The organism is Vibrio paucivorans, assembly GCF_054053395.1.
Genome location: NZ_CM133231.1, coordinates 438,179 through 463,027, shown reverse-complemented (window position 1 = coordinate 463,027; position 24,849 = coordinate 438,179). Strand labels below are relative to the sequence as shown.

At 44.0% G+C, this 24,849-nt stretch carries 24 protein-coding genes; 14 read left to right on the top strand and 10 right to left on the bottom strand.

Going from position 1 to position 24,849, the window contains the following annotated elements:
- Nucleotides 1-11: 11 nt before the first annotated feature.
- The 3 genes from ACXABW_RS17230 to ACXABW_RS17220 form a co-directional block, all read right to left on the bottom strand.
- Nucleotides 12-962 carry a Gfo/Idh/MocA family oxidoreductase gene (locus ACXABW_RS17230; RefSeq protein WP_457526483.1) on the bottom strand — a complete coding sequence of 317 codons (951 nt, stop codon included), beginning with the start codon at nucleotides 960-962 and terminating at the stop codon, nucleotides 12-14.
- Nucleotides 963-988: 26 nt separating this feature from the next.
- Nucleotides 989-1,921, bottom strand: a complete 933-nt coding sequence (locus ACXABW_RS17225; protein WP_457526481.1) for a DUF1932 domain-containing protein — start codon at nucleotides 1,919-1,921, stop codon at nucleotides 989-991.
- A gap of 116 nt (nucleotides 1,922-2,037) precedes the next feature.
- Nucleotides 2,038-3,255 (bottom strand): LysR family transcriptional regulator, encoded by a 1,218-nt coding sequence (locus tag ACXABW_RS17220; protein WP_172848654.1) that lies wholly within the window; start codon nucleotides 3,253-3,255, stop codon nucleotides 2,038-2,040.
- A gap of 431 nt (nucleotides 3,256-3,686) precedes the next feature.
- Here ACXABW_RS17220 and ACXABW_RS17215 point away from each other — a divergent pair, with 431 nt between their 5' ends.
- From ACXABW_RS17215 to ACXABW_RS17190, 6 genes are read left to right on the top strand one after another with little or no spacing between them, the layout of a single operon-like run.
- The gene (locus ACXABW_RS17215; protein ID WP_252030933.1) at nucleotides 3,687-4,685 is read left to right on the top strand and encodes a TRAP transporter substrate-binding protein; all 999 of its coding nucleotides are present in this window, start codon (nucleotides 3,687-3,689) and stop codon (nucleotides 4,683-4,685) included.
- 54 nt (nucleotides 4,686-4,739) lie between these two features.
- Nucleotides 4,740-5,234 (top strand): TRAP transporter small permease, encoded by a 495-nt coding sequence (locus ACXABW_RS17210; RefSeq protein ID WP_095664392.1) that lies wholly within the window; start codon nucleotides 4,740-4,742, stop codon nucleotides 5,232-5,234.
- A 9-nt stretch (nucleotides 5,235-5,243) separates the two neighbouring features.
- On the top strand, nucleotides 5,244-6,509 hold the full coding sequence (locus ACXABW_RS17205; protein ID WP_252030932.1) for a TRAP transporter large permease: 1,266 nt from the start codon (nucleotides 5,244-5,246) through the stop codon (nucleotides 6,507-6,509).
- 9 nt (nucleotides 6,510-6,518) lie between these two features.
- Nucleotides 6,519-7,445, top strand: coding sequence for an AEC family transporter (locus ACXABW_RS17200; protein WP_457526478.1), 927 nt, complete (start codon nucleotides 6,519-6,521; stop codon nucleotides 7,443-7,445).
- Nucleotides 7,446-7,473: 28 nt separating this feature from the next.
- Nucleotides 7,474-8,544 carry a Gfo/Idh/MocA family protein gene (locus ACXABW_RS17195; RefSeq protein ID WP_457526477.1) on the top strand — a complete coding sequence of 357 codons (1,071 nt, stop codon included), beginning with the start codon at nucleotides 7,474-7,476 and terminating at the stop codon, nucleotides 8,542-8,544.
- A 10-nt stretch (nucleotides 8,545-8,554) separates the two neighbouring features.
- Nucleotides 8,555-10,378, top strand: coding sequence for a bifunctional sugar phosphate isomerase/epimerase/4-hydroxyphenylpyruvate dioxygenase family protein (locus tag ACXABW_RS17190; RefSeq protein ID WP_457526475.1), 1,824 nt, complete (start codon nucleotides 8,555-8,557; stop codon nucleotides 10,376-10,378).
- Nucleotides 10,379-10,550: 172 nt separating this feature from the next.
- On the opposite strand, the gene ACXABW_RS17185 is transcribed toward ACXABW_RS17190, so the two are convergent.
- From ACXABW_RS17185 to ACXABW_RS17160, 6 genes are all read right to left on the bottom strand, one after another.
- Entirely contained in the window at nucleotides 10,551-11,753 is a 1,203-nt protein-coding gene (locus tag ACXABW_RS17185; protein ID WP_457526473.1) for a Gfo/Idh/MocA family protein, read from the bottom strand.
- An 11-nt stretch (nucleotides 11,754-11,764) separates the two neighbouring features.
- Nucleotides 11,765-12,439 (bottom strand): hypothetical protein, encoded by a 675-nt coding sequence (locus ACXABW_RS17180; RefSeq protein WP_457526471.1) that lies wholly within the window; start codon nucleotides 12,437-12,439, stop codon nucleotides 11,765-11,767.
- A gap of 9 nt (nucleotides 12,440-12,448) precedes the next feature.
- On the bottom strand, nucleotides 12,449-13,651 hold the full coding sequence (locus tag ACXABW_RS17175) for a Gfo/Idh/MocA family protein (protein WP_457526469.1): 1,203 nt from the start codon (nucleotides 13,649-13,651) through the stop codon (nucleotides 12,449-12,451).
- A 30-nt stretch (nucleotides 13,652-13,681) separates the two neighbouring features.
- Nucleotides 13,682-14,695 carry a DctP family TRAP transporter solute-binding subunit gene (locus tag ACXABW_RS17170; RefSeq protein WP_457526467.1) on the bottom strand — a complete coding sequence of 338 codons (1,014 nt, stop codon included), beginning with the start codon at nucleotides 14,693-14,695 and terminating at the stop codon, nucleotides 13,682-13,684.
- A 264-nt stretch (nucleotides 14,696-14,959) separates the two neighbouring features.
- Complete coding sequence (gene aroQ / locus ACXABW_RS17165) at nucleotides 14,960-15,403, bottom strand: type II 3-dehydroquinate dehydratase (RefSeq protein WP_457526465.1); 444 nt, start codon at nucleotides 15,401-15,403, stop codon at nucleotides 14,960-14,962.
- Nucleotides 15,404-15,413: 10 nt separating this feature from the next.
- The gene (locus ACXABW_RS17160) at nucleotides 15,414-16,256 is read right to left on the bottom strand and encodes a shikimate dehydrogenase family protein (RefSeq protein ID WP_457526463.1); all 843 of its coding nucleotides are present in this window, start codon (nucleotides 16,254-16,256) and stop codon (nucleotides 15,414-15,416) included.
- A 246-nt stretch (nucleotides 16,257-16,502) separates the two neighbouring features.
- Between ACXABW_RS17160 and ACXABW_RS17155 the strand changes: the two genes are divergently transcribed.
- From ACXABW_RS17155 to ACXABW_RS17130, 6 genes are read left to right on the top strand one after another with little or no spacing between them, the layout of a single operon-like run.
- Nucleotides 16,503-17,513: an amidohydrolase family protein gene (locus ACXABW_RS17155; RefSeq protein WP_065741914.1), complete on the top strand. Its 1,011-nt coding sequence runs from the start codon at nucleotides 16,503-16,505 to the stop codon at nucleotides 17,511-17,513.
- A gap of 9 nt (nucleotides 17,514-17,522) precedes the next feature.
- A complete protein-coding gene (locus ACXABW_RS17150) occupies nucleotides 17,523-18,197 on the top strand; it encodes a 4-carboxy-4-hydroxy-2-oxoadipate aldolase/oxaloacetate decarboxylase (RefSeq protein ID WP_171354007.1) in 675 nt (224 codons plus the stop codon).
- Nucleotides 18,190-19,248, top strand: coding sequence for a 4-oxalomesaconate tautomerase (locus ACXABW_RS17145; RefSeq protein WP_457526460.1), 1,059 nt, complete (start codon nucleotides 18,190-18,192; stop codon nucleotides 19,246-19,248). The genes ACXABW_RS17150 and ACXABW_RS17145 overlap by 8 nt, the downstream gene beginning before the upstream one ends.
- Before the next feature lie 13 nt (nucleotides 19,249-19,261).
- The gene (locus ACXABW_RS17140) at nucleotides 19,262-20,140 is read left to right on the top strand and encodes an amidohydrolase family protein (protein WP_457526459.1); all 879 of its coding nucleotides are present in this window, start codon (nucleotides 19,262-19,264) and stop codon (nucleotides 20,138-20,140) included.
- 2 nt (nucleotides 20,141-20,142) lie between these two features.
- Nucleotides 20,143-20,496: a protocatechuate 4,5-dioxygenase subunit alpha gene (locus ACXABW_RS17135; RefSeq protein ID WP_065741910.1), complete on the top strand. Its 354-nt coding sequence runs from the start codon at nucleotides 20,143-20,145 to the stop codon at nucleotides 20,494-20,496.
- A gap of 2 nt (nucleotides 20,497-20,498) precedes the next feature.
- The gene (locus tag ACXABW_RS17130; protein WP_457526457.1) at nucleotides 20,499-21,338 is read left to right on the top strand and encodes a class III extradiol dioxygenase family protein; all 840 of its coding nucleotides are present in this window, start codon (nucleotides 20,499-20,501) and stop codon (nucleotides 21,336-21,338) included.
- Between the two features lie 75 nt (nucleotides 21,339-21,413).
- Here ACXABW_RS17130 and ACXABW_RS17125 read toward each other — a convergent pair whose 3' ends face one another.
- Nucleotides 21,414-22,190: a response regulator transcription factor gene (locus tag ACXABW_RS17125; protein WP_457526455.1), complete on the bottom strand. Its 777-nt coding sequence runs from the start codon at nucleotides 22,188-22,190 to the stop codon at nucleotides 21,414-21,416.
- A 432-nt stretch (nucleotides 22,191-22,622) separates the two neighbouring features.
- Here ACXABW_RS17125 and ACXABW_RS17120 point away from each other — a divergent pair, with 432 nt between their 5' ends.
- Entirely contained in the window at nucleotides 22,623-23,837 is a 1,215-nt protein-coding gene (locus ACXABW_RS17120) for a GGDEF domain-containing protein (protein ID WP_457526452.1), read from the top strand.
- A gap of 220 nt (nucleotides 23,838-24,057) precedes the next feature.
- Complete coding sequence (locus ACXABW_RS17115) at nucleotides 24,058-24,849, top strand: hypothetical protein (RefSeq protein WP_457526450.1); 792 nt, start codon at nucleotides 24,058-24,060, stop codon at nucleotides 24,847-24,849.

Sequence of the window (24,849 nt, the reverse complement as noted above, 5' to 3'; positions counted from 1 at the left end):
TTTTCCTTTAATTATTCTTCTAATAGCTGTTCAAGTTTATCCAAGGTTTCCATTGCAGGTAAGCAACTCTGAACGCTTGAATTTGGTTCCCTGCCAATACGAATCGCATCGAAAAACTCTCGGTCAATAAGTTCAATACCGTTATTTGATACCGCAACACCTTCGAGAGAGATTGGGTTGTCGTTACCATCATAAAGATCATCATAACGAGCAATGTAAGTGCCTTCTTCACAGATATAACGGAAGAAAGTACCGAATGGCCCGTCGTTATTGAACGACAGTGAAAGGGTACATAGCGCACCAGATGGTACTTTCATGCCAATGCTCATATCCATAGCAATCCCAAGTTCTGGGTGCGTTGGACCTTGCAGAGCTTGTAGCTTAGTTGCCTGCTCGCCAGTTTGATACTGGAAGAGATCGACTGTGTGGCAAGCATGGTGCCATAGTAGGTGATCAGTCCAGCAGCGAGGCTCGCCCTTAGCATTAGTATTGGTTCTTCGGAAGAAGTAGGTTTGCACGTCCATTTGTTGGATGTGTAGTTCACCTGCTTGGATTTTGTTGTGAATCCATTGGTGGCTAGGGTTGAAGCGACGAGTGTGTCCCGCCATGGCAATTTTGCCGGTACGTTTTTGTGTCTCAACTACTTTGTAGCTGTCTTCAATGTTGTCGGCCATCGGAATCTCAACCAATACATGCTTCCCCGCTTCCATACATGCAATGGCTTGTGAAGCGTGCATCTGCGTTGGTGTCGCAAGAATAACGGCATCAATACTTTCAACTGCTAGAGCATCTTCCAGTTGAGTAAAGCCAACTGCATTTGACCCATATTGGGTGATCAGTTCATCAAGCTTATCTTGCTCTGGAGATACCATCGCTGTTACAACAACATCATCGATTTGTTTAAGCGCATCTAAGTGCTTTCTTCCAAAGGCGCCAGTTGCACCGACAACACATACGTTCATAAATATTCCTTTACCTGTATTGGATGTTAAATAGAGGAGCTGATCGAACCGTGAGTCGTCAGCTCTTTCTTGTTTGGTTTCTGAGGGTAGAGCGCTGCCAAAATGCTTTGAGCTTGTCCACCCTTAGGTTCGTTAGTGAGTATTAGCGATTGCTTGCCAATTTTGTCGTGCCATTCGAGTGCTGATTTTGTCATCTTTGGTTCAATTTCTAACGACTCCAGCGTATTGGCAACGGCGGATAATTCTTCACTTCTTCGTATTCCATGCGACGCCATTCGCTCTAGGTTATAGGCGACTTTGCTATTGATGTTCAAACCAGGGTAGCTTTTGGCCAAAGAAGAAAAAATATGCTGTTCCAAGCCCGATTTATGAGCGGCCAATGCGCATTCGGCTGTTAGCGCCTCAAGGCCTTTTACGAATACTGAGCGAACCATTTTGACCGTTGTAGCGTCGCCAACTTGGTCAGAAATTACATTAACGTCGAAGCCGAGCGATTCCAAAATTGGCACTACTTCAGTGGCGTTTCGACCTGAAATATTAAGCGGTATGGCTTGTTGAGCTTTTACAGGCGCCATAATCGCCACATCGACATAGTTTGCACCATACGATTCAATAGTTGATGCATTACGCTTTTTTACCTCTGGAGCACAAGAATTGCAGTCAAATAGCCATTGTTTTGGTTTGAGTTCACTTACGAGTGAATCGACTGCAACTTGCGCTTGAGACGGCGTCACTAACGAGAAAATGCACTGTGCGCCAATAATGGCTTCGGACGCATTAAACGTTCCTTGTACTTGATGTTCGATGTATTCAAGTAACTTAGCCTCCCGTTCAAGAGTGGAACGAGTTTTAATGTCGTAAGCGCTGATCACTTCAGGCAGGTTATTTTGCCATCTATCTATGAAAGATTTCGCGGCTTCACCAAACCCTATAAATGCAGTTCGTGTTACTTTCGCCATAACCTTCCTTAGTTTTAACTGTATTTTGCTTAGTAAAAAGACTCTAACATTCGCGTTGTTTGGCGAATAATCAAAATAAGAGTAAGGGTATTCAGTTTTGGTGAAAGTAACGCTAATTATGACTCGATCGCTAAGCCATTTTTACGCAGTAGGCTGACAAAATGAGACTGCGTTGAAGTGGCAAACCAATTCTTACGGACTGTTAAACCAATGGGTCTGGACTGTTGGCTACAATCAAAAGGCAGTATTTTGAAATGACCTTCATTTAACTCTCTATGGATTTGATGTTGGGAAAGTAGAGTCAATCGGTCGCTGCCCAAAAGTAGTTCTTTAACTAACATCTGTGAGCTTGCCTCGACCAACCGAGTTGGTGCTTCAACCCCTTCGTTACTGAACATATCCTCAAACATTTTGCGCCCAGGAGTGTTTGCGCCTGAGACTACCCAACTTGCTTCGTGCAAATCTTTTAGGGTGAGGGACTGAGCTTTGGTCAATGGATGTTCTGCGCGGGCAAGTATACGGTTCTGCGATTCAAATAGCGTTTCTTGCCTAATGTCAGTGCTTGGGGAAGGGAAACGAAGTGCACCAATAAGAATATCAATTTCACCATACTTTAAGTGATTGAGTAAGTCGCTATAAGGGCCATCAACAACTTGGATTTGGCAGTCTGGATATTCCGCTGTGAACTCATTAATGGTGCTAGGTAATAAACAGGTTCGCGCAAGAGGTAAGCAGCCGACAGTAATCACACCGCTGTGTCTGTTACTCAGAACGTTTACTTCTTCAATTCCTTGCTTTATTTCAACAAAAGCGAGTTTGCTGGCTTTGACCAATGCACTGCCGGCTTTGCTGACAACAACGCCATTACTGTTTTTTTCAAACAAGGTAAACCCAAGGATTTCTTCCAAGTCTTTTGATGCTCGGTAAACAGAAGATTGTGATACAGACAGAAGGCGACTTGCTTCAGTGAAGCTTTGTCCGTTAGCGACCGCGACCAGCGCTTTTAATTGCGTGGTGGTGATGTTGTATAGATAGCGTTGAACACTGGTTTTTCTTTGCCCTTTGGCAATTTTTAGTGATTCAGTGATTCCGTCACTGATGTACTCAAGCGCTCGGTCAATACGAAAAGCAAAGGCGGAGCCCTGTTTAGTCGGGGACATACCATCTGTTGTTCGTTCAAAAAGCTCACTATTTATATTCTTTTCGAGCTTTGAAATGGCTTGTGTAATGGCGGGTTGAGAAAGAAAAACCGTTTCAGAAGCTTTGCTGATACTGCCAGTTTGTACTACTTCTGAAATGGCTCTTAAATGCCTTAGGTTAGGAATATTAAACATCTTTACACCTTTATGGTTGTAATTATATTGGCTGACTCTGAATTTAAGTAAATATACTAATTTAGTATTTTCAACAGTAAATTTACGGCATTGGATTAAATATAAAAGTTATGACCTTTCCTATTTATTAATACATAACTGACAAGTGGAAATGAATAAGAAATATAAGTTTTTGTAGCAAAGATGTGACAATTATCCCCAAAATTGAATTAAACAAAAGTTTAATGTATTAACAACTAATTAATACATCACTGATATTTATGTTTAAATAAGTATTTGAAATATAACGGTGTAAATTGATTATTTGAAAGTTATTGGTTTTCCAGTAAGCGTTGGTTATCTAAAAATTGAATAACACTTTCACTATATGAATTATCAATTGTTAATTCTTGGTGATAGCTTTGTTTACTGATGAAACAGGAGGTTCACGAATGAAAACTATAACGAAACTTTCACTTGCCTTATCGCTAGCTTACGCAGGTTCAGCTGCAGCTTTAGATATCACTATTGGCCATGTCGATTCTCAAGACTGGACTATTTCTAAGAAAGGTGCCGCTACTCAAGTATTTAAAAATATCGTAGAAGCGGAATCTGGCGGAAAAATTAAGGTAAACATTTACCCATCTGGCCAGTTAGGCGGTGAGACAGAGTTACTTCAGTCTACTCAAGAGGGTATGCTGACGATGACGATGGTGTCTGGTGCGTACTCAAAACTATGTAAAGAAGCGAACGTACTAGAAATCCCATATCTATTCCCGTCCTCTCCAGTAGCATGGGAAGTGCTAGATGGTGAATTCGGCCAAGCACTTAATGAACACTGCTTGAAGCAAACCGGCTTGAGAAACCTTGCCTATGGTGAAACTGGTTTCCGCCACTTCACAAACTCTAAGCGTGAAATTAACACTCCTGAAGATCTACAAGGTCTAAAAATCCGCGTAATGACGACGCCACTTTATGTTGAGATGTTGAAGTCATTGAAGGCAGAGCCTACGCCAATCGCATTTCCTGAGGTTCCAGCTGCACTTACTACAGGTGTTATCGACGGACAAGAAAACCCAGTGAGTGTGATTAGTGCGAACAAGTTCTACGAGCTACAAAAATACATCACGCTTGATGGCCACGTATACAGTACCGATTTCCTATTAATGAATGACGACTTTTACACCTCTTTGAATGCAGAGGATCGTGCAATTATCGACCGAGCAGCAAAAGTCGCCGGTACCGTTGGTCGCGCTATTCAGCAAGTAAACTCTGCTGAAGGCCTAGAAACATTAGCTAAGAAGGGGATGAAGATTACTTCGCTAACCCCTGAGCAACAAAAACAATTCCGCGATCAAACTCAACCAGCTGTGATCAAATGGTTGGAAGGCACAGTAGATGCTAAGTGGATTGATGGTGCGCTACAAGCAGTAGAACAAGCGAATCAGTAAAGATCGTGCCGCAGTGCAGGGCGCTGCGGTACTTTCCCATGGAGAAAGGGAATTATGATTGAACAATACAAAAAGCTACTTGCTGTGCTTGCCGGTACATCACTGTTCACTCTCTTTGTTGTCATGCTTGTGACGACAATCTGCCGATACTTCTTCAACATCTCAATTCTTTGGGGTGAAGAACTCAGTAAGTATTCAATGATTTATGGGGTCATGTTCGCAACTTCACTTTGTTACCTAGAAGGGCTACACATCAAGTTTGCGGTGCTAGATACAATTAAATCAGCCAAGTTTCAAAAGACATTAGAAGTTGTTGTTGACCTATGTGTCTTGGCATCTTCAGTGATCTTAACATGGTCGGCCTACCTGTTTGTTTCTAAACGTGGTGGGATTGAATCACCGGGTATTGGCGTGAATATGTACTACTTCCAGTCTGCTCTGATTGTTGGTGGTGTGTGCTTGTTTATCGCAGCGACTTTGCGCCTGATTTCTCATGTCAAAGTGCCACGTTCAGAGCGTGAGCCAACGTTAACTCAAAGCGACGTATAAGGATTTACTATGCCATCTATTGCTTTAATGGGAACCATGTTGGTTTTCGGGGTGCCGCTTGTCTTTAGTATCATCCTTGCCATGTCTTTTTATGTCACTAGCACACCTATTTCGATTAGCTTAGTGGCTCAGCGTATCTTTAGTGGGCTTGACTCATACTCAATTCTTGCGGTGCCACTGTTTGTGTTAGCGGGCGAACTAATGAACAAAAGCGGTATTACTAACCGCATTATCGATTTTGCTAACGCGCTGGTTGGCCACTTTAGAGGTGGGCTTGCACAAGTAAACGTGTGGTCCTCGGTTATGTTTGCTGGCATCTCTGGTTCTGCTGTTGCAGATACATCAGCACTAGGGCGAGTGTTTATTCCTCAAATGGAAAAAGAGGGTTACAGCAAAGAGTTTTCGTCGGCGTTGACTGCAGCATCATCTGTTATTGGGCCAATGATCCCGCCTAGTATTCCAGTCATCATTTACGCGCTAATCGCAAGTGGTGTCTCTGTTCCTGCACTATTCTTGGCAGGTATTGTGCCAGGCATCATGTCGGCAATTGCTTTATCCATTTTTGTGTTCATCTACGCAACTCGACACAACATTCGTAGCTCTGTTGTAAGACAAAGCCGCCGCAAAGCATTGGTTAAAGCGTTTATCCCGCTCACTATGCCAATCTTTATCCTTGGTTCGATTCTGTTGGGGATTGTTACTCCAACCGAAGCTGCTGCTTTTGCTGCCTTCTATGCATTAAGCGTCGGTATGTTTGTATATAAGTCACTGACGATTCGTGATTTACCTGAAGTGTTTATGCGCTCGATGCGTGACTCGTCGATAGTATTGATTTTAATTGCAGTAGTATCCGTTGCTAACTGGTTGCTGACGTTCTCACGTGTGCCTCAATACATCAGTGAGCAAATCTTAGCGACAATCAGCGATCCAATCATGTTCCTGATTATGGTGAACTTGATTTTGCTAGGGGTAGGGTTATTTTTGGAAGGTATAGCAGCGATGCTTATCCTAATTCCAATTTTCCACCCAATCGCGATGAGCTTTGGTATCGACCCAGTACACTTCGGAATAGTGGTGATCTTCAACCTAATGATTGGTTTAATTACACCGCCAATGGGCATCTGTTTATTTGTATCGAACACTATTTCAAAAGTTGGAATCGCAGCCATCTCGAAACAAGTTATTCCGCTGTTCCTGCTGGAGGTTGCGGTACTGTTCTTCATCACTTTCGTTCCACAAAGCGTGCTCTTCTTACCTAAATTATTCGGGTATTAGCGAGCCAACATGTCTGTAATAGAAATCTTCCTGCCGCTCGTGATAATCGTTGCGGCAGGCTTTGTGACGACTAAATTACGCTTTTTCTCCGACAAATTTATCGGTGACATTAGCAAGTTTGTTCTGTATTTCGCACTGCCATCAGTCATCTTTTCCGGCCTTACGCAAATGGAAATGAGCGACATCATCCAACCCAACTTCATGTTGGTTTACGCGATGGCAGGGTTGTCGTCTATGGCAATCGTAATCTTGATTACTCGAGGTTGGATGAAACGGTCTTGGCAAGATTCGTTTGTAAATGCACTGGGAAGTGGAATGCCAAATAGCGCATTCGTTGGTTTTCCTGTCGTATTGTCGCTTTTCGAAGGGCGCTACGTTGAAGCGTTCCTCATGTGCGTATTGGTAGAGAACTTAATCTTTATTCCTTTGTGCCTTGTATTGCTTGAGTTTACACAAAGCAACAATACGTCACTTAAGCGGCAACTAATATCTGTCGCGGCTAGGGTAGGAAAGAATCCTATCGTGCTAGCGATATGTGTATCCCTTGTTGTCAATATTGTGGGTTTACCGCTCCCCGAAGTATTGATGAACAGTGTGGGTTCCATCGCCAACACTTCAATCGCATTGGCTTTGTTTGTGATTGGAGGGGCATTGGGTCAATCACTTAAATTTGAACAAAAACGCCGAATGGCGTTGGTCAGTACAGTCAAATTGGTGTTTTTCCCACTCGTGGCGTTGGCATTTATGAACATATGGCCTGTTCAAGGCGAGATTAAGTATGCGCTGTTGATCTTTAGTGCTGCACCTATGTTAACCATCTACCCAATGCTTGGTGCGCTCTATAAACAACAGCAGTTCTGTCTAAACACTCTCGTTGCGACGACGATTGCATCAGCACTGACGCTGTCGGTCGTGGTATCGATGAGCAATCTATAACAATAAGTGAAAAATAAGGTCGAGAAACATGGAAAAAGTGAGAATCTCTGTCGCTGGTGCGGGACTCATCGGTAAAACTCATATTAAGCTTGTTGACGAAAACCCACACTGCGAGCTTGCCTCGATTATTGACCCATTCCCAGCTGCGCAAGAAGTTGCGCAGCAATATGGAGTGAAAGTCTATGCAAGCTTGGCTGAAGCCTTCGAGCAAGATAAGCCTGATGGTGTGATCTTAGCTACGCCAAACAAACTACACGCTATCCAATCTCATGAATGTATTGCCGCTGGTGTACCTGCAATCGTAGAAAAACCAGTGACGGACAGTATCGAAGATGCCATCGAATTGCTGAAACACGCTAAGCAAGAGCAGAGCATCATGTTGGTCGGACATCACCGTGCGTACAGCCCTTTGCTCGAAACGGCTAAAAAAGTCATCGATAGCGGTGAACTAGGTAACATCGTATCCATTATGGGCAGCGCTGCTTTCTATAAGCCAGATTATTACTTTGATGAAGGTGAATGGAGAAAAGTGAAGGGCGGCGGCCCAATCTTCATTAACATGATTCATGAAATAGGCAATCTTCGTCACTTGGTTGGTGATATCGTAGGGGTACAGGCATTAAGTTCCAATAGCACCCGAGAATTTGAAGTGGAAGATACAACGGTAATGTCGTTCCGCTTTGCAAATGGAACCCTCGGGTCATTCTTACTTTCAGATGCCTCTGCAAGCCCTCGTAGCTGGGAGCAAACCTCTCAGGAAAACAAATCGTACGCTACGTATGATACCGAAGACTGCTATCACGTTGCTGGCACGAACGGCTGTTTGTCTATTCCAACGATGCAAGTGAAATCTTTTGGCTCGGATGTTACGCCATCCTGGTGGAACGCCATGGAGTCTCGCCAAGAACCAATTAACCGTGAAGACCCGCTAAAACGACAGCTCGAACATTTCTGCGCATTGATTCGCGGCGACGAAACGACACCAAATGTCAGTATTTGGGATGGGCTACAGAACCTTCTCGTTATCGACGCCATCATCGAAGCGTGCGAGTCGGGGCAGTACGTGCCGGTACGTGATGTCACGCCATTAATTGGTTAGGAGAGTGGGTATGAAATATTCAATCGCGACTGTGTGCCTTTCTGGCACGTTAGAGCAAAAAATGCATGCGGCTGCAAAAGCGGGCTTTCATGCGATCGAAATCTTCGAAAATGACTTAACCCAGTACCGAGGATCGGCGTCGGATGTCAAACGTATCGCCGACAGCCTAGGGTTAGAGATCCTAGTGTTACAACCGTTCCGTGATATGGAAGGGTTACCACCTGCGCTGCGGGATAAAAAGTTCAAGATGATGGAGCGCAAGATGGATCTCGCGCATCAGTTGGGAACAAACCGTTTGATGATGTGCAGTAATGTTCATCCACTTTCATCGCCGAACGTACATCAATGTGCCGATGACCTACATACATTAGCTGAACTTGCGAAACGCGAAGGTATGCAGTTAGGCTACGAAGCATTGGCATGGGGGCGACACATTGCAGATTATGACGATGCATGGAACCTAGTCAAAATGGTTGATCATCCAAACCTCGGCGTTGTACTTGATACTTTCCACATGTTTGCACGTGGTAATACCTTAGATACGCTCAAGAACGACATTCCCGTAGAAAAAATCGCACTCGTTCAGGTTGCTGATGCTCCTAAAATGCAAATGGACATCTTGCAATACAGTCGACACTATCGCTGTTTCCCTGGGCAAGGTGATTTCCCAGTGATTGATTTCGTTCAGACACTAAAAGACAAAGGCTACAATGATTACCTTTCTCATGAAGTGTTCAATGATGAATTCCGAGCATCCTCGCCAATTGAAAAGGCGATTGATGGCGTACGTTCATTGAAGTGGCTTGAAGACCAAACGGATGAAGCATTTGATGCTCCTAAAGTTAGCGATGTCAGCTTTATTGAATTCGCGGTTAAAGATCGCGAGAACAACCCGTTTACTGATGTAATCGAGTCGCTAGGTTTTAGCAAAACTCATTGTCATAAAAGTAAGAATGTCGATTTGTATCAAGCGGGTGATATCAACTTCATCTTCAACTACGAGAAGAACAGCAACGCGCAAAACTATTTAGATGGACACGGAGAAAGCGTGTGCGCCCTTGGCGTACTGGCCGAGGATTCAAACCGTCTGGTTGAGCTAGCGAAGCGATACAACAGTCCAACCATTTACCAAGCTAAGCAAGAAAATGAATTGGATATGCCGACACTAAAAAGTTCGAGCCAACTTCTGATTCACTTATTAGATGAAAATCAAGCCGAGAAGTTCTACGACGTCGATTTTGAGCGTGTTGCACCTCAGGTAGAAGAGAGCAGCAACTTTAAACGCATCGATCATATGGGGCAGGTTGTGTCACCAGAAACTTTGCTATCGAATTTGTTTTTCTACAAATCGATCTTTGGCTTTGTACCTGAAGAAAGCTTTGATTTACCAGACATTAACGGCTTGATAATGAGTCGTACGATCAAAAGCCCGAACGGGAAGATCAAAATCGCATTAAACAGTACCAGTGCGAAACGTACGTCGGCACAGCGCTTCCTCAACGACTCAAACGGAGCAAGTATCAACCAGATTGCAATTGAATGTAGTGACATCTTTGCGGCTGGACGTTCATTATCGCCGATCTATCAGTTAAAGATCCCGAATAACTACTACTTAGATATTCAGGCTCAGTTTGATTTGTCGGACGAGTTTATTGCTCAGCTAAAAGAGAACAATATTCTTTACGCGGAAGACGATACTGGTAGCTTCTTGCATTTTTACACCAAAGAAGTGAATGGCCTGTTTTTTGAGGTGGTTCAGCGTTTAGGGGATTATGCAAAATACGGTGAAACCAATGCCTTTATTCGTTTAGCGGCGCAATCATACCAAGGCTAACTAACCGCTAAACAAATGGGTTTTAATCCTTTTGCTGCACTTATAGGGCTCTTCTATAGTGCAGCTTTTTTGTCTTTACGTAGCTAAAACTGACTGTAGAAGTAGGGAGTAGACTAGTGATCGTAATAAAAAAGGCCAGCACTACGCTGGCCTTAACGTTTAATGGATTTTGCTAGAGTTTAAGCTCACAATTTACCCATTGCCCACCTTGCTGGTGAGACTCGACGGTTGCATCCGAGAAGCGAACTCCTGCAGCACCACTTTCGACACGAGGAAATTGTAGCCAATCGTGTGGTGTTTCTAAGCCATCTTTGCGTGCCGCCACAGCGAGGGCAAATTCGGTGTACAAGTTTGCCCACGCTTCAAGAACACCTTCGGAAAAACCGCGAGCAAGGCGTGTACTGCGTTCTACTTGTGGGAACAGCTCTCCGCCTTGTCCACGAGTCAATACTCGATCAGCCTCACCAAACTTGCTGTACTTGAGACGTTCAGGATATTCCATATCCCACTCAATTCCGCCTTTGTCGCCATAAACGCGTAAACGAAGCCCACCACGGTTACCAGAAGCTAGGCGGGTAGCCATGAGTGTGCCAGGGATAGCGTTGTCGTATTTAGTCATCATAATCACGGTATCTTCCAGCGCTTTAGGCGCGCCACAAACGTGCATTTGCGCAAGAATGTCGGTCATAGGTAAGCCTGTCACAAACGTAGCAAGGTTCTGAGCATGAGTTCCTATGTCACCCGTACAGCTGGTGGAGCCACTTTTCTTTGGATCTAAACGCCATTTAACGTGCTCGGCTTGAGAAATATCCTCATTCATCATCCAATCTTGCATAAATTCAACATGAACTTGGTTGATTTTGCCTATATCACCACGTTCAACCATAGCTTTGGCTTGGCGGATCATTGGAAAAGCCGTGTTGACGAACGATACGCCAAATACCATTCCTGTTTGTTGAGTCAGACGAATCAACTCAACGGCTTGGTCGATTTCATTGGTTAACGGTTTATCGCAAAGAACGTCAATGCCTGCTTCTAGAAATACTTTTGCAGCATCAAAGTGTAGGTGGTTCGGCGTGGTGATCATTACTGCATCAATGCCATCATCACGTTCCGATTCTTTGTTGGCCATCTCTTCAAATGATGAATAGCAGCGGTCATCGTCTAAGTACCATTGTTGGCCTTTGGCTTTCGCTTTAACTGGGTCCGATGACAGAGCACCGGCTTTGATTTCCCAATAATCGCTTAAACGGGCCGCGATTGATTGTGTGACTGAAATTCGCCCCCCACCAACAATACCTAGACGTAAACGCCTAGACAAACGTGGAAATGGGCCGGAAAAAGTTAAATCGCTTGGTAGCAACTTTTCGGTCATTGGGGTAGCTCCTATGCTGTTTCTAGTTGTTTGTTTGGATTTACTGCATCTTCGGGTTCCATTTCTAGTTCAATAGCCATGAAAATCCCTGGTGTAATGGTTTCATACTGGTGCCATGGGTAGTTACCATTGGCGTCATACATTGGTTTATGACTGGCACCCGGCGCGAGTGGATCTTCCAAATACAAGGTCGAAATATCTTTTTCGAAGCACTGCTGCATTTTTCCGAATCCAACAATTTGAGTATGAATTTCTCGAAGGTGTTTAAAGCCGACGTGAGTTTGATGTAAGCCCACTTTCAAAGGCACACTGCCTGCGTGATACATAGAAAACGCAAGGTTGCCGATTTTTTGTTTAGGTGACATCCAAAAATCGATACCTTTAAGACGATCTTCTCCACGAACATCGTAGGCTAGCGGCCAAGTCGTTTTTACCTCGGCCAACAGCGCTTGTTCGTCGGGATAGGCATCAAAGCCTTCAATCAGAAGAACTCGCTTCAAATCTTTTAGTGTCACGTTGCCTACTATTTTTGACTCATAGAATTCAAGGGCTTGAGTGTTAACATTAAAGGGTTCAGTCGCCAAGTATAGTAGAATGGCTTGACCGGTAAGCTGGAAGTTAGCTTCACCTTCAATCAATGTGGCACTAAAAAATGGTTTACAAAAATCGAGTTGTGTAATGGCCATAATGTATCCTTAAGCGCTTGTGGCTAATGTGTGTGATTCAACCGTACAGATTTCAATCGTGACGTCTTCTGAGTGAGGGAAGTCAGTCGGTAGCAGGGTAGGCGTACTGCAGTCGGTTGAGATGTGTTCAAACTGACCAGATTGGTTTGAACGGACGATCGACTCCATAATGTCACAAACGTGAAGGGCCATTTCACCGCTCGCTCTCGGAGCGCGTCCTTTAATAGCGGCATACGCAAGATCAACAAGGCCTAAACCTCGGCTGTCTTCGCTGAATCGATGCTGGTCATCTGCAACTGACCACGCTTCTAGGCCTTGTACTCGAGGTCGATAGTTCCAGCGGGCGGTCTCTTTGGTCTTATAGAGCACCTCACCACCAAAGATATTGGTGCCGTCTGTCGGATCTGGGTCGTTAATACACAGCGTTCCTTCGGTGCCGTAAATCTCTAGTCTAGGCAATTGCGAGTCCCAAACATCGAAACTGGTCATCATCATGCCAGTCACACCGTTCTCAAACTCCAATAGACTGTTGATGTGTGTATCGACTTCGACATCGATATACTCACCAGTCCGTGGTTTTGATTCAATTAAACGTTGATTGAACGAGCGTTTCGCCATACCCGCGCAGCGTTTAACAGGGCCGAGTAACGCGATCATCGCTGTTAGGTAGTATGGGCCTAAGTCAAATAGAGGGCCGCCACCGGGCTTGTAATAAAAATCTGGGTTCGGGTGATGGCGCTCAACACCATGCGTACCGACAAACGCATTCACTCCAATAGGTTGGCCAATTAAACCTTCTTGGATTAGGCGTTGACATGTTTGAACTCGGCTGCCTAAAAATGTGTCCGGTGCATTGCCCACAAGCACATTGTTTTGCTTGGCTAACGCTAGGATTTCTTTTCCTTGCTCTAAATCAGTCACGAATGGTTTCTCTGAGTACACATGTTTTCCGGCTTTGACTGCTGCCAAAGAGATCTCGCCGTGTACCGCTGGGATAGTGAGATTGAGCACTGCATCAATAGACTCATCGTTAATGATTTCTTCCGGAGTGCAGACTTTTGCAATGTTGTATTGCTGTGCTTTTGCACGAGATTCTTCTATGTTGAGGCTGGCACAAGCTACGATATCAAGCACATCAAACTTCTGACTGGTTTTAAGGTAGATGTCACTTATTACACCACACCCAATGAGTCCAACTCTTAATGGTTTCATTTGTTCTTCCTTTGACTGTATGAACGGTGATTAGAGATCGTTTTGAGCTTGCTCGACTGAGCTTTGAGCCGATGTCATCCACTCCTTGTCGATACGGCTTGAAAGCCAACTGATCATTTTCGGCTGTGAAGCAGTTCGGAACGCTTCCAACTCGTTTTCGGTCAAAGTGGTGACTTGCATGCCGTTCTTCGTAAGCGTTTCGAGGCCTTGAGCAGAGTTGATTTGTTGAATAGCGCGGCCTACGGTACCGGCAACTTTAGCGGCACGATTAATGATGGCTCGGTCTTCATCAGATAATCCTTTGTAAAGATCGTCGTTGATCACGAGGAAATCTGCGCTGTACACGTGGCCATCTAGTGTGATGTGGTCTTGTAACTCATAAAGCTTCATTTCTACTATCACGCTGACCGGGTTTTCCTGACCATCCACCACTTTGGTGGTTAGAGCTGCAGGTAACTCAGGCGCCGAGATAGGCGTTGCTGTTGCTTTGAGTATTTTCATGAACTCAATAAACGATTGGTTTGGCATGACACGGATTTTCATACCTGCAAGATCTTCTGGCTTTTTGATGACTTTTTTAGAGTTGGTGAAGTGACGAAACCCTGTTTCTCCATAGGCGAGGGTACGAATACCTGTTTTTTCTAAGCAGTGCTGTGCGAGTTTTTGCCCGAACGGACCGTCTAACACTTCCCACGCCACTGGTGATGACGGGAATAAGTATGGTATTTCAAGTACGGCCGCTTCTGGGCAGATTTTGGAAAACGAACCTGACACGATCGTCATGCCTACCATGCCTTCTTGAACAGATTGAAGTAAATCCGTTTCGCTTCCCAGTTGTCCGGAGGGGAAAATATCAACGGAGATGCGACCGGCAGACTCAGCTTCCACTAGGTTTTTGAACACTTGTGTTGCAGCCCCTTTTTTGGAGACTTGCCAGTTTTGTGAATCGACATGGCCGATACTGATTTTAGTTTCAGCGGCAAGTGCCGACTGGCTGAATGCGCAAGCAGCTAGCAGCGCTACGGCAGTTTTAGCGAGTTTCATTCTAATTTCCTTATTATATTCACGGTTCGTTATTGGATCTGTTAACGAGGTGTTAACAAAACTATGTTGAGTAAAATTTGTCCTAATATGAAATTCAAAATTAATGGCGAATATAAGGAATTGAGAGATTGTAGCGCCAAAAGGCGCAAAGATACGTTGAAAAAAGTGGACGTTAGTTAGTAAAGAGAAGAACTAAAATAAGCGGGAAGGGTATTCAATAAATGAAAATAGGTGCATTACAGCACCTATTTATTTGAGGTTTGATTAATCTTCTAGCAAATATTTAACTGCTAGTGGGTAGCCTTTAGTACCCATGCCAATGATTGTCCCTGCTGCGACAGGTGAAATATAAGAGTGATGGCGGAAAGTTTCACGCGCATGGACGTTAGAAATATGAACTTCGATAACCGGTACGTCGACACCTTTAATTGCGTCATGTAACGCGATTGAAGTATGCGTATAGGCTCCAGGGTTGAATACCACACCGACACATTCGCCATTTTTAAATTCGACACCTGCTTTGTGAATAGCATCGATTAGGTGGCCCTCAGTGTTACTTTGAAAGCATTCTACTTCACAATCAAATTGTGCCGCGACTTGGCGACATTTTTCTTCGACATCTTTGAGTGTTTCATGACCGTATTGGCCGGGCTCACGCGTGCCTAATAGGTTGAGGTTTGGTCCATTTAGTACAAGTAGCTTTGTCATTGTTTTGTCCTTAACGTAAATCTGAAAACTGATCTTTTCGAAACTGACTCAATTGGTCAGCGGCCAGATCAAGGCCGGCAAAGAGTTCAAATGCATCTGTGGCTTGATTGAAGAACAACTCAAAGCCGCTTAAGGTTGCAATTTCTTTGTGCTTGGCGGCAACTACAAACTCAGTGTCGATGGGCGTGTATACAGCGTCAAACAGCCATTGTTGTTGGTTAATCCACTCGGAGGGGATTGGTGTGCCAGGAAGACTGTAATGGCCAACTGGAGTACAGTTAACTAATCCGTCTGCATCCAACGCTCGTACTTTTAGTTGCTCTTGGCTTGTTGGTATATCAACAGACACATTATCATGTTCGAGCTCTTCGGCCAGTTGTTTTGCTTTCGATAGGTCGTGATCGTAAAGACTGATGTGCTTAACGCCAAGATCCGACAAGCCTTTCGCAATCGCCTTACCTACGCCACCACAGCCAATCAACACCACATTACCCGGCTTCGCAACGCGAAAGGCTTTATAGGCTGCTATAAAACCTGAGTAATCGGTGTTGTACGCGACAATCTTGCCATTTTTACTAACCAGAGTATTTGCGGCGCCGACTCGCTGAGCGGAACGATCGAGGATATCGGCTACTTCGATAGCCGTTTCTTTGTATGGGTAAGTGATATTGGCAGAGTCAATATTAGAAGTCAGTAATTGACTGGCTCGTTGCTTAAACTCTATTGAACAACCACTGTCTATCGATTCCAAATGATAATTTAAATCAATATTTAATTGTTTAGATAAAGAGTTATGGAAATTAGGCGACTGTGATTTTGTGATGTTTTTTCCAAATAAGCAGCAACGAATCATAATACATCTCTCCGTGATATTTAATGTTACGTTAACAGAGCTAATATACTTCACATAATTGTTTTTTCTTAACACCCATTCAATTTTGAACAAACTCGGTAGGTTAAAGGGTTAGGGGATATTTAAGTCGCTGTAATTTGTCTTGGTTATCTCAAAAACTTATAGCAACGAAATAAATTGAAATAGTCGAACCATAATATTGCTCGATATAGTAATCGTAAATCAAAACAAAAAAGGAATGGATAGATGATTATCGATTGCCATGGACACTACACAACAACGCCTCCTCAAGTAGGTGATTACCGAGAAAGCCAAAAGGCAGCGTTGGCAAATGATCCAAACTACGTTGGTTCAAAAGGCACAATCCATATTAGCGATGACGAAATTCGTGAAAGTATTGTCAACAACCAACTGCGTTTACAAAAAGAGCGCGGCACAGACTTGACGATTTTCTCTCCAAGAGCAAGCTGGATGGGGCATCATATTGGCAACGAACACACTAGCCGTTTTTGGACTGAGCATCAGAACGACTTGATCCGCCGCGTGTGCGATCTATTTCCTAACAACTTTGCTCCAGTTGCTCAGCTTCCACAGTCTCCGGGTATTAGCCCTGAAAAATCAATTCCAGAGTTGGTTCGTTGTGTTGAAGAAATGGACTTTATCGGCTGTAACCTCAATCCTGATACGACAGGTGGTTTCTGGAAAGACGCTTCTTTGGGCGACCGCTCTTTCTATCCTCTGTATGAAAAAATGGTTGAGCTTGATGTTCCAGCAATGATTCATGTAAGCGGCTCGTGCAATTCTTGTCTACATACGACCACTTCATACTACTTGGGTGCGGACACGACAGCATTTCAACAACTAATGACTTCAGACGTGTTTAAAGATTTCCCTGAACTGAAAATCATTATTCCTCATGGTGGTGGTGCAGTGCCTTATCACTGGGGACGCTTCCGTGGTATCGCACAAGATATGGGGCTACCTCCGTTAGAAGAAACCGTACTTAAGAACATCTACTTTGATACGTGTGTCTATCACCAAAAAGGGATTGATCTGTTGCTCGACATTCTCCCGGCGGAAAACATCCTGTTTGCTTCAGAAATGATTGGTGCTGTTCGCGGTGTTGATCCGGAAACGGGTCATTACTTTGATGATACCAAACGTTATATCGATGCAAGTGACAAAGTCACTGATGCTGAAAAAGCACTTATCTTCGAGGGCAATGCTCGTCGTGTGTTCAGCCGTTTGAAAGTGTAGGAGTCGGTTATGCAAAACGTAGTAGTACAGAACATCGAGCGAGCAGATCAAGAAGTGATTGAGGGTTTGCGTAAGTGTGGTGTTGCCACTATCCATGAAGCACAAGGTCGTCGTGGGTTGCTCGCTCATTACATGCGACCAATTTTCGAAGGCGAAGCGGTAGCGGGATCGGCGTTAACAATTTCCGGCGCGGCGGGTGATAACTGGATGATGCATGTTGCGATTGAACAAGCACAAAAAGGTGACTTTTTAGTGTTTGCGCCAACATCGCCGTCAAATCATGGTTACTTCGGTGACCTACTGGCGACTTCTGCTCAAGCTCGTGGCGTTGTAGGTCTTATTATCGAAGGTGGTGTCAGAGATACGCGTGACTTACGAGAGATGAATTTCCCTGTGTGGTCAAAAGCGGTATTTAGTGAAGGCACTATCAAAGAAACGCTTGGCTCAGTAAATGTCCCGATGACGTGTGCGAATGAGTTGATTTACCCTGGTGACATCATGGTCGCTGATGACGATGGTGTAGTGGTAGTACGCCGTAAAGAAGCGCAACAGGTGTTGTTAGCATCACTTGACCGTATGGAGCGCGAAGAGGCGAAACGTGTACGACTTGCTAATGGTGAGCTTGGTTTAGACATCTACGATATGCGCGGTCGTTTAGCTGAAAAAGGGCTGAAATATGTCTAGCGGCACTCCGTGCATGTGGATGAGGGCTGGCACGTCTAAAGGGGCGTTCTTCCTAAAATCCGATCTACCTGCTGACAGCTCAGCAAGGGATGCATTTCTGATGTCGGTAATGGGAACACCTGACGAAAGGCAAATCGATGGTATTGGCGGCGCGGATCCTCTTACTTCTAAAGTAGCCATCGTAGAACCATCAAGCAGAGATGGTGTAGACGTTGATTATCTTTTCTTACAGGTATTCGTCGATCAGGCCCTCGTCAGTGGTAAGCAAAATTGTGGCAACATTCTTGCCGGAGTCGCTCCATTTGCAATCGAGCGCGGATTAGTTGAAGCAAGGGACGGTGAAACACCAGTACGTGTGTTTATGGAAAACACTCAACAAATTGCAACGGTTACCGTAAAAACACCAGGAAAGAAGGTCACTTATCAAGGCAATTGCTGTATCGACGGCGTGCCGGGTACGGCGGCACCAATAGCCGTAACGTTTGAAGATATCGCTGGCTCTACTTGTGGTTCATTGCTGCCAAGCGGTTCTCAAGTCGATGTTATAGATGGTGTTAGCGTGACACTTATTGACAACGGAATGCCGGTTGTAGTGCTCAAAGCGCAAGATTTTGGGTTGAGCGGTGATGAATCCCGTGAACAACTGGATGCAAACGACGAGCTAAAGCAAAAGTTAGAGTCGATTCGTCTGCAAGCGGGACCACTGATGAACTTAGGTGATGTAACAGAGTTATCGGTACCAAAAATGTCTCTGGTGAGTGCTCCTCAATATGGAGGTGCGATTTCCACTCGAACATTTATTCCACGTCGCTGCCATGCATCGATTGGGGTTTTGGGTGCAGTTAGCGTTGCAAGTGCTTGTATTCTTGAACAATCACCAGCGAATGAGCTTAGCTCAGTAAAAATGAGTAACACAATGACTTTAGACGTCGAGCACCCAATAGGTAAAATGACTGTGGTGTTGGATGTTGAAAATAACCAAGTCCAATCTGCAGCGATCTTAAGAACGGCACGTAAGCTGTTTGATGGTTGTGTGTTCGGCAAAGAATAATTAAGGAAGAAACATGGACGCTGATTACTTACCTTTCCATCCAAACCCAAGTAAACCAACGTTTGTCGTGCCAAAAGGGGCGGTAGATGCACATTGCCACGTTTTTGGCCCTGCAAACCAATTCCCTTATTCGCCACAACGTAAGTACACACCTTGTGATGCGTCAAAACAACAACTATTTGCGTTGCGTGACCACCTTGGTTTTAGCCGCAACGTAATAGTACAGGCTTCATGCCATGGTACAGACAACTCCGCCTTAGTTGACGCACTAGAGTCTGCAGGTGAACTGGCTCGTGGTATCGCATTTGTTGACGAACATGTTACTCAACAAGAGCTAGAAACTATGGACGCAGCGGGTGTACGTGGAGTGCGTTTTAACTTTGTTAAGCGCTTAGTCGATACCGTACCCAAAGATAAACTCAAACGAATCGCAGATAAGATTCGTCCATTAGGCTGGCATGTCGTGGTCTATTTTGAGTCGCAAGACATTGATGAAGTCGCACCTTTCTTAGACGAGCTGGATATGACTGTTGTTGTTGACCACATGGGTCGTCCAGACGTGGCTAAAGGGGTAGATAGTCAAGAGTTCTCAAAGTTCATCAATATGATGGAACGTAACCCAAACATCTGGACGAAAGTGAGCTGCCCAGAGCGTTTAACACTGACACCGCCAGATTATTCTGATGTAGTTCCATTCGCGAAAACGTTGGTTGAAAAATTCCCAACTCGTGTTTTGTGGGGGACGGACTGGCCACACCCGAATATGAAGTCACACACACCGAATGATGGTCATTTGGTTGATGTAATTCCAAAGATTGCAGTGACAGAAGAGCTGCAGCAAACCCTGTTAATCACTAATCCAATGAAACTGTACTGGTCGGAGAGCGTATAGCTATGTCTTACTTAAAAAATAAATCATCCATTCCTGGCACGACCATGTTCGACGGTGAAATGGCACAGAAGGGATACGGACTAAATAAAATGTGCCATTCACTAAACGGCGCTGAAGGCCGAGAAGCCTTTCTTGCGGATGAAATGGCCTACTGTGACAAGTATGGGTTAACAGAAGCACAAAAAACAGCAATCAAAGAGCGTGACGTACTGGGCCTACTTCAAGAGGGTGGCAGTATCTACTACTTAGCGAAGTTTGTTGGAATGCTTGGTTTGAACATGCAAGACATAGGTGCACTGCAAACGGGAATGTCGGTCGAAGAATTTAAACAAATGCTATTGGACGCAGGGAAGTAATTATGGCGAATATTATTGGTGGTATCACAACTTCACATATTCCTTCTATCGGTAAAGCGATAGAAAATAACCTTCAACAGGACCCTTATTGGAAACCTCTGTTTGACGCGTATCCGCCTATTCACCAATGGCTTGATGAAGTGCAACCAGATGTCGCGATCGTTTTTTACAATGACCATGGCCTCGAATTTTTCTTGGATAAGAAACCAACATTTGCGATCGGTGCAGCGCAACAATACAAAAATGCCGATGAAGGTTGGGGCATTCAAACTATTCCCGATATTCAAGGTGACCCAGATTTGTCTTGGCACATCTGTAACGAGTTAGTCGAGAACGAGTTCGATATTACTATCTGCCAAGAGATGAAAGTGGACCATGGATTGACTGTGCCAATGCAGCTTATGTGGCCAAATCAATCCTACGGACACATGAAAGTTATTCCAGTTTGCATCAACGTTGAGCAACATCCTATGCCTTCGCCTAAGCGTTGCTACGACTTAGGAAAAGCAATTGGTAAAGCAGTAGAAAGTTACGACAAAGACCTAAAAGTTGTCGTTCTAGGCACTGGTGGGCTTTCACATCAACTTGATGGTGAGCGAGCAGGGTTTATCAATAAGAAGTTTGATTTATATTGCATGGACAAACTGATCGATGATCCAGAATGCCTAACCAAGTTTTCGATTCTCGACTTAATTGAAAACGCTGGTGCGCAAGGGCCTGAGTTCATTATGTGGTTGGGTATGAGAGGTGCGTTACAGGGTGACTTAAACGTACTCCTCAGCAGTTATCATGCACCTGTTTCCAATACTGGGGCAGGAACCATGTTGATAGAAAACAACTAACCGTAAAAACAAAAACGCCGTCACTGACGGCGTTTTTTCGATCTAATCATTTTGCTTGACGGGAAGGAGAGCTACCTAACTTGTCTCAATTCCTAGGCCGTTACGTAGCGCGAACTGGACCAATTCTGTATGTGTGTTTAAATCAAGTAAATCCAACATACGGTACTTATGAGATTCTACAGTGCGTGGGCTAACGTAGAGCTTTTCTGCTATCTGTTTAGCTGTGTACCCTTGAGCGAGCAAACGCAAAATATCACATTGCTTCTGGCTTAATAGCAGTAGCTTTTTATTGTCACTTTTTCCTGCTTGCTTATCTGCATTCAAACTCAAACTCAAAGTCGCGTGATGCCAGTAATGAAGCCAAGTGTCTGATATCAACTTTAAACGCAAAATATCACGCTGTTGGTGTTCACCTGCATCATTGTTAAAGCGAGAAAAAGCAATGCCTCCCCACTGTTGGCCAAACTGCTTGAGCGTTACTACACCATGGTAGCGGATGCCTTCTTTATAGAGTTCTTTAAGTGGGTCGAGAGGGTGGCTTTTTAACTGCTCATCATGAAACAGCTGCCATTGCTTGTCGGTACGCAAAATCTGTAAGTAATCACGATAGTTACCCACCATCAAGTTTTGCTTGTTCAGCGGAGGGACACCATCACGTGAAACAGAAATGCGTTTGTCGGCATCAAGCAAAATCATAGAGTTTGGGAAAAGCGTTAGCCTATCTAGCTTAAACCAGTCGAGAGCGAGCCGTGCAACATGGTTCAGCGTTTGATCGTAGTCTTTAGCAGGGCGGTTGGTCAATATGTCGGTTTGAACAAAGAGTAAATCTTCAAAACTATTAATTTTATACATCAAGATTCAGGCTTAGCGATATGAAAAAGTTGCAATAGAGAAAACGAGTTTATGACGGTGATCGTACTTGAACAATACGGTATATGAGTGCAGTAAATTTACTGTATTTTCAATATTATCGATTAAATAAACTAATTACTCGATCATCATCAAATAAAATTATACATGGAAGTCACTAAGAAAAATATCCTACTCCTTATAGGTAGTGCGGTGTGTTCGGTGATATTAGTTTTTTTAGTGACTCACTTTCTCTATCATGATTTTGTCCGTGATAAGGAAGAACTTAAAAATAACCAAATCAATGAGTTAACCGAGCGGATAAATATATCCAACACCCAATTCGTGCAATTTATAAAGTCGGAATACGACCACCTTCGCCAATACTCCCAATTATTAATAAGGATGGAGGAGGCGTCTTATCTCGATATCATTATGAAGCCGCGATTACAGGTACTTCAAAGTCCCGACAGTGACTTGCTAATGAGAGTGAACCTCAACGGTGTGGTAATCGATGCTTCTGGGCATAGAGCAGAGCAAATGTTTGGCAGAAATGTCTCTGACAGGCGTTATGCGATAAGAGCATTCGAAACTGGGCGTTCATATCAACTCCAGCTTGATCAAGCGAAGCAGACGGCTGATATCGTAATAGCCGATCGCATTGAGAAGTCGGGTAAAGTTCAGGGGCTATTAATAAGAAAGATTAATATCCTCTATTTAATCAAATATATACATGTAAATGACAGTGCCGTTTTATTTGTCGATGAACGCGGTGTAGGTATCTCTAATCTTAGGATGGATCAATTACGCGTATTTAGGTTAGTGGGAGATGGGCCAAGTTGGAATTACAAACCGACAAAAGAAAGCCTCGATTTACTTCCTGACGTGATTACCCGTACTGAAATCGAAGGTTTCACCATCTTTAAAGCCAATATATTTCCCAATCAACTATTTTTGGCCCAGTCTATGCCACTTCCAAATGGTGGTGAAATTATCGCGGTAAGAAGCGCGAAGAATGCATTGGACCAAATCCGAAGCTTAAGACGTAATGCGATTGTGAAAGGGGCTTTGTTTGCATTTTTAGTTCTTGCCTTGTACTGGTTATTATACTCACATTTAAAAATCAGATGGTTAGTGAATATCGACCCGTTAACGGGTGCTTATAATAGAGCGCGCTTTGATACCGATTTTGGCGAATTCTGCCAAATAAACGCCAAAAATGAGCGTCAATGTTATTTGCTGCTACTAGATATCGATCATTTTAAATACGTTAATGACCGATTTGGCCATCTAGTAGGAGACGAAGTACTAAAAGCAGTTGCTAGCACCATTCGACAAAACTACAACGTCGAAGCGCTGTATCGTTACGGCGGAGAAGAGTTCGCTATATTGCTTCATAGCCTAAATCGTGCTGAAGCATTGCGAGTCGCTGAACAAATCAGAAATGACATTGAACTCCAAGCAAGCCGTCATCATATGGTCACTGTGTCGGGGGGAGTAGCTACACTGCGCTACATGGAGCTGAGTCACCAGCTATTCAAACGAGCAGATGATTTATTGTATCGAGCCAAAAGACAAGGTCGAAACCGAATTGAATTGGATGATGATCGTAACAATCTCGACCAGTTGCATTGGGTGACGGAATCCTAACCAAGTATGAGTATCGGAGGACAGCACACTTAAGTTCGAGATGCCTGCCTAAGAATTGGCAACGAATGTTCGCGAATAAGTTAATGTTTACTATGGTTTTTATAGTATCATTGCTCGAGTGAATATGTAGGTTGTGGATAAATTAATGCACACGGAAAAGCCACATAGTTTCACCATATCTTGAACAATTCAAAAATGTACGTAGAAGGAACAAACGTATATGAAAAATGCTGCACTCTTGAGCGTCCTAGCGCTTTCAAGCCCTGTCTTTGCCAATGACATTCAATCTGATGACGAATGGGAGTTCTTGCTGGTTTTTCCCATGATTTGGGCACCTAGTATTCAAGGTGACGTTAATTCCGGTGGAGATGTTGTACGCGTCGATGTGCCATTTGAAAACATATTGGATGGCTTAGCTTTTGGGTTAATGGGGGACTTCTACGCCCAAAAAGGAAAGTGGTTGGTAGGCGTACGTGCTAACTACCTATACATGAAAGATGAGGCGACAACTCAAGGGATGACAGGGCCAATATTCGGTACAGTTATTTCCCCTGGCCATAATGTCACCACGCGTATGCATTTATCGGTAAACGACTTGTTCTTTGGTTATGAAGTTTACCCGAAACTCGAGATACTGACCGGTGTAAGGCATACGTTTAGCCAAGTGCAACTTGATATTAGTGCGCGATCTGATGAGGGGTTAATCAATATAAACACTTCATCTATCCTTGCCGACGAACATCTTTTCGATTGGTTAGTTGGGCTCAAGTACAACACATACTTTAATGATGACTGGGGAATCAGTGTCAGTGCTGATTTTAATCTCGCTGGCGATAACGATGTAAACCGCAGTTTTAATCTTTCTGGGATTTATCGCTTTAACGAATCTCACAATCTTTGGTTTGGCTATCGTTACTTAAATATCGCCAATGAAACCAGAAGTGGAGATACCGTTTTGGAAATCGATCTTGTTGAGAAAGGGCCGCAGCTTGGTTATGCCTATTCATTCTAG

Excerpts from the sequence above, each read along its gene's own strand:
- ACXABW_RS17230 (WP_457526483.1), bottom strand. The coding sequence starts at position 962 with ATGAACGTATGTGTTGTCGGTGCAACTGGCGCCTTTGGAAGAAAGCAC.
- ACXABW_RS17225 (WP_457526481.1), bottom strand. The coding sequence starts at position 1,921 with ATGGCGAAAGTAACACGAACTGCATTTATAGGGTTTGGTGAAGCCGCG.
- ACXABW_RS17220 (WP_172848654.1), bottom strand. The coding sequence starts at position 3,255 with ATGTTTAATATTCCTAACCTAAGGCATTTAAGAGCCATTTCAGAAGTA.
- ACXABW_RS17215 (WP_252030933.1), top strand. The coding sequence starts at position 3,687 with ATGAAAACTATAACGAAACTTTCACTTGCCTTATCGCTAGCTTACGCA.
- ACXABW_RS17210 (WP_095664392.1), top strand. The coding sequence starts at position 4,740 with ATGATTGAACAATACAAAAAGCTACTTGCTGTGCTTGCCGGTACATCA.
- ACXABW_RS17205 (WP_252030932.1), top strand. The coding sequence starts at position 5,244 with ATGCCATCTATTGCTTTAATGGGAACCATGTTGGTTTTCGGGGTGCCG.
- ACXABW_RS17200 (WP_457526478.1), top strand. The coding sequence starts at position 6,519 with ATGTCTGTAATAGAAATCTTCCTGCCGCTCGTGATAATCGTTGCGGCA.
- ACXABW_RS17195 (WP_457526477.1), top strand. The coding sequence starts at position 7,474 with ATGGAAAAAGTGAGAATCTCTGTCGCTGGTGCGGGACTCATCGGTAAA.
- ACXABW_RS17190 (WP_457526475.1), top strand. The coding sequence starts at position 8,555 with ATGAAATATTCAATCGCGACTGTGTGCCTTTCTGGCACGTTAGAGCAA.
- ACXABW_RS17185 (WP_457526473.1), bottom strand. The coding sequence starts at position 11,753 with ATGACCGAAAAGTTGCTACCAAGCGATTTAACTTTTTCCGGCCCATTT.
- ACXABW_RS17180 (WP_457526471.1), bottom strand. The coding sequence starts at position 12,439 with ATGGCCATTACACAACTCGATTTTTGTAAACCATTTTTTAGTGCCACA.
- ACXABW_RS17175 (WP_457526469.1), bottom strand. The coding sequence starts at position 13,651 with ATGAAACCATTAAGAGTTGGACTCATTGGGTGTGGTGTAATAAGTGAC.
- ACXABW_RS17170 (WP_457526467.1), bottom strand. The coding sequence starts at position 14,695 with ATGAAACTCGCTAAAACTGCCGTAGCGCTGCTAGCTGCTTGCGCATTC.
- aroQ (WP_457526465.1), bottom strand. The coding sequence starts at position 15,403 with ATGACAAAGCTACTTGTACTAAATGGACCAAACCTCAACCTATTAGGC.
- ACXABW_RS17160 (WP_457526463.1), bottom strand. The coding sequence starts at position 16,256 with ATGATTCGTTGCTGCTTATTTGGAAAAAACATCACAAAATCACAGTCG.
- ACXABW_RS17155 (WP_065741914.1), top strand. The coding sequence starts at position 16,503 with ATGATTATCGATTGCCATGGACACTACACAACAACGCCTCCTCAAGTA.
- ACXABW_RS17150 (WP_171354007.1), top strand. The coding sequence starts at position 17,523 with ATGCAAAACGTAGTAGTACAGAACATCGAGCGAGCAGATCAAGAAGTG.
- ACXABW_RS17145 (WP_457526460.1), top strand. The coding sequence starts at position 18,190 with ATGTCTAGCGGCACTCCGTGCATGTGGATGAGGGCTGGCACGTCTAAA.
- ACXABW_RS17140 (WP_457526459.1), top strand. The coding sequence starts at position 19,262 with ATGGACGCTGATTACTTACCTTTCCATCCAAACCCAAGTAAACCAACG.
- ACXABW_RS17135 (WP_065741910.1), top strand. The coding sequence starts at position 20,143 with ATGTCTTACTTAAAAAATAAATCATCCATTCCTGGCACGACCATGTTC.
- ACXABW_RS17130 (WP_457526457.1), top strand. The coding sequence starts at position 20,499 with ATGGCGAATATTATTGGTGGTATCACAACTTCACATATTCCTTCTATC.
- ACXABW_RS17125 (WP_457526455.1), bottom strand. The coding sequence starts at position 22,190 with ATGTATAAAATTAATAGTTTTGAAGATTTACTCTTTGTTCAAACCGAC.
- ACXABW_RS17120 (WP_457526452.1), top strand. The coding sequence starts at position 22,623 with ATGAAGCCGCGATTACAGGTACTTCAAAGTCCCGACAGTGACTTGCTA.
- ACXABW_RS17115 (WP_457526450.1), top strand. The coding sequence starts at position 24,058 with ATGAAAAATGCTGCACTCTTGAGCGTCCTAGCGCTTTCAAGCCCTGTC.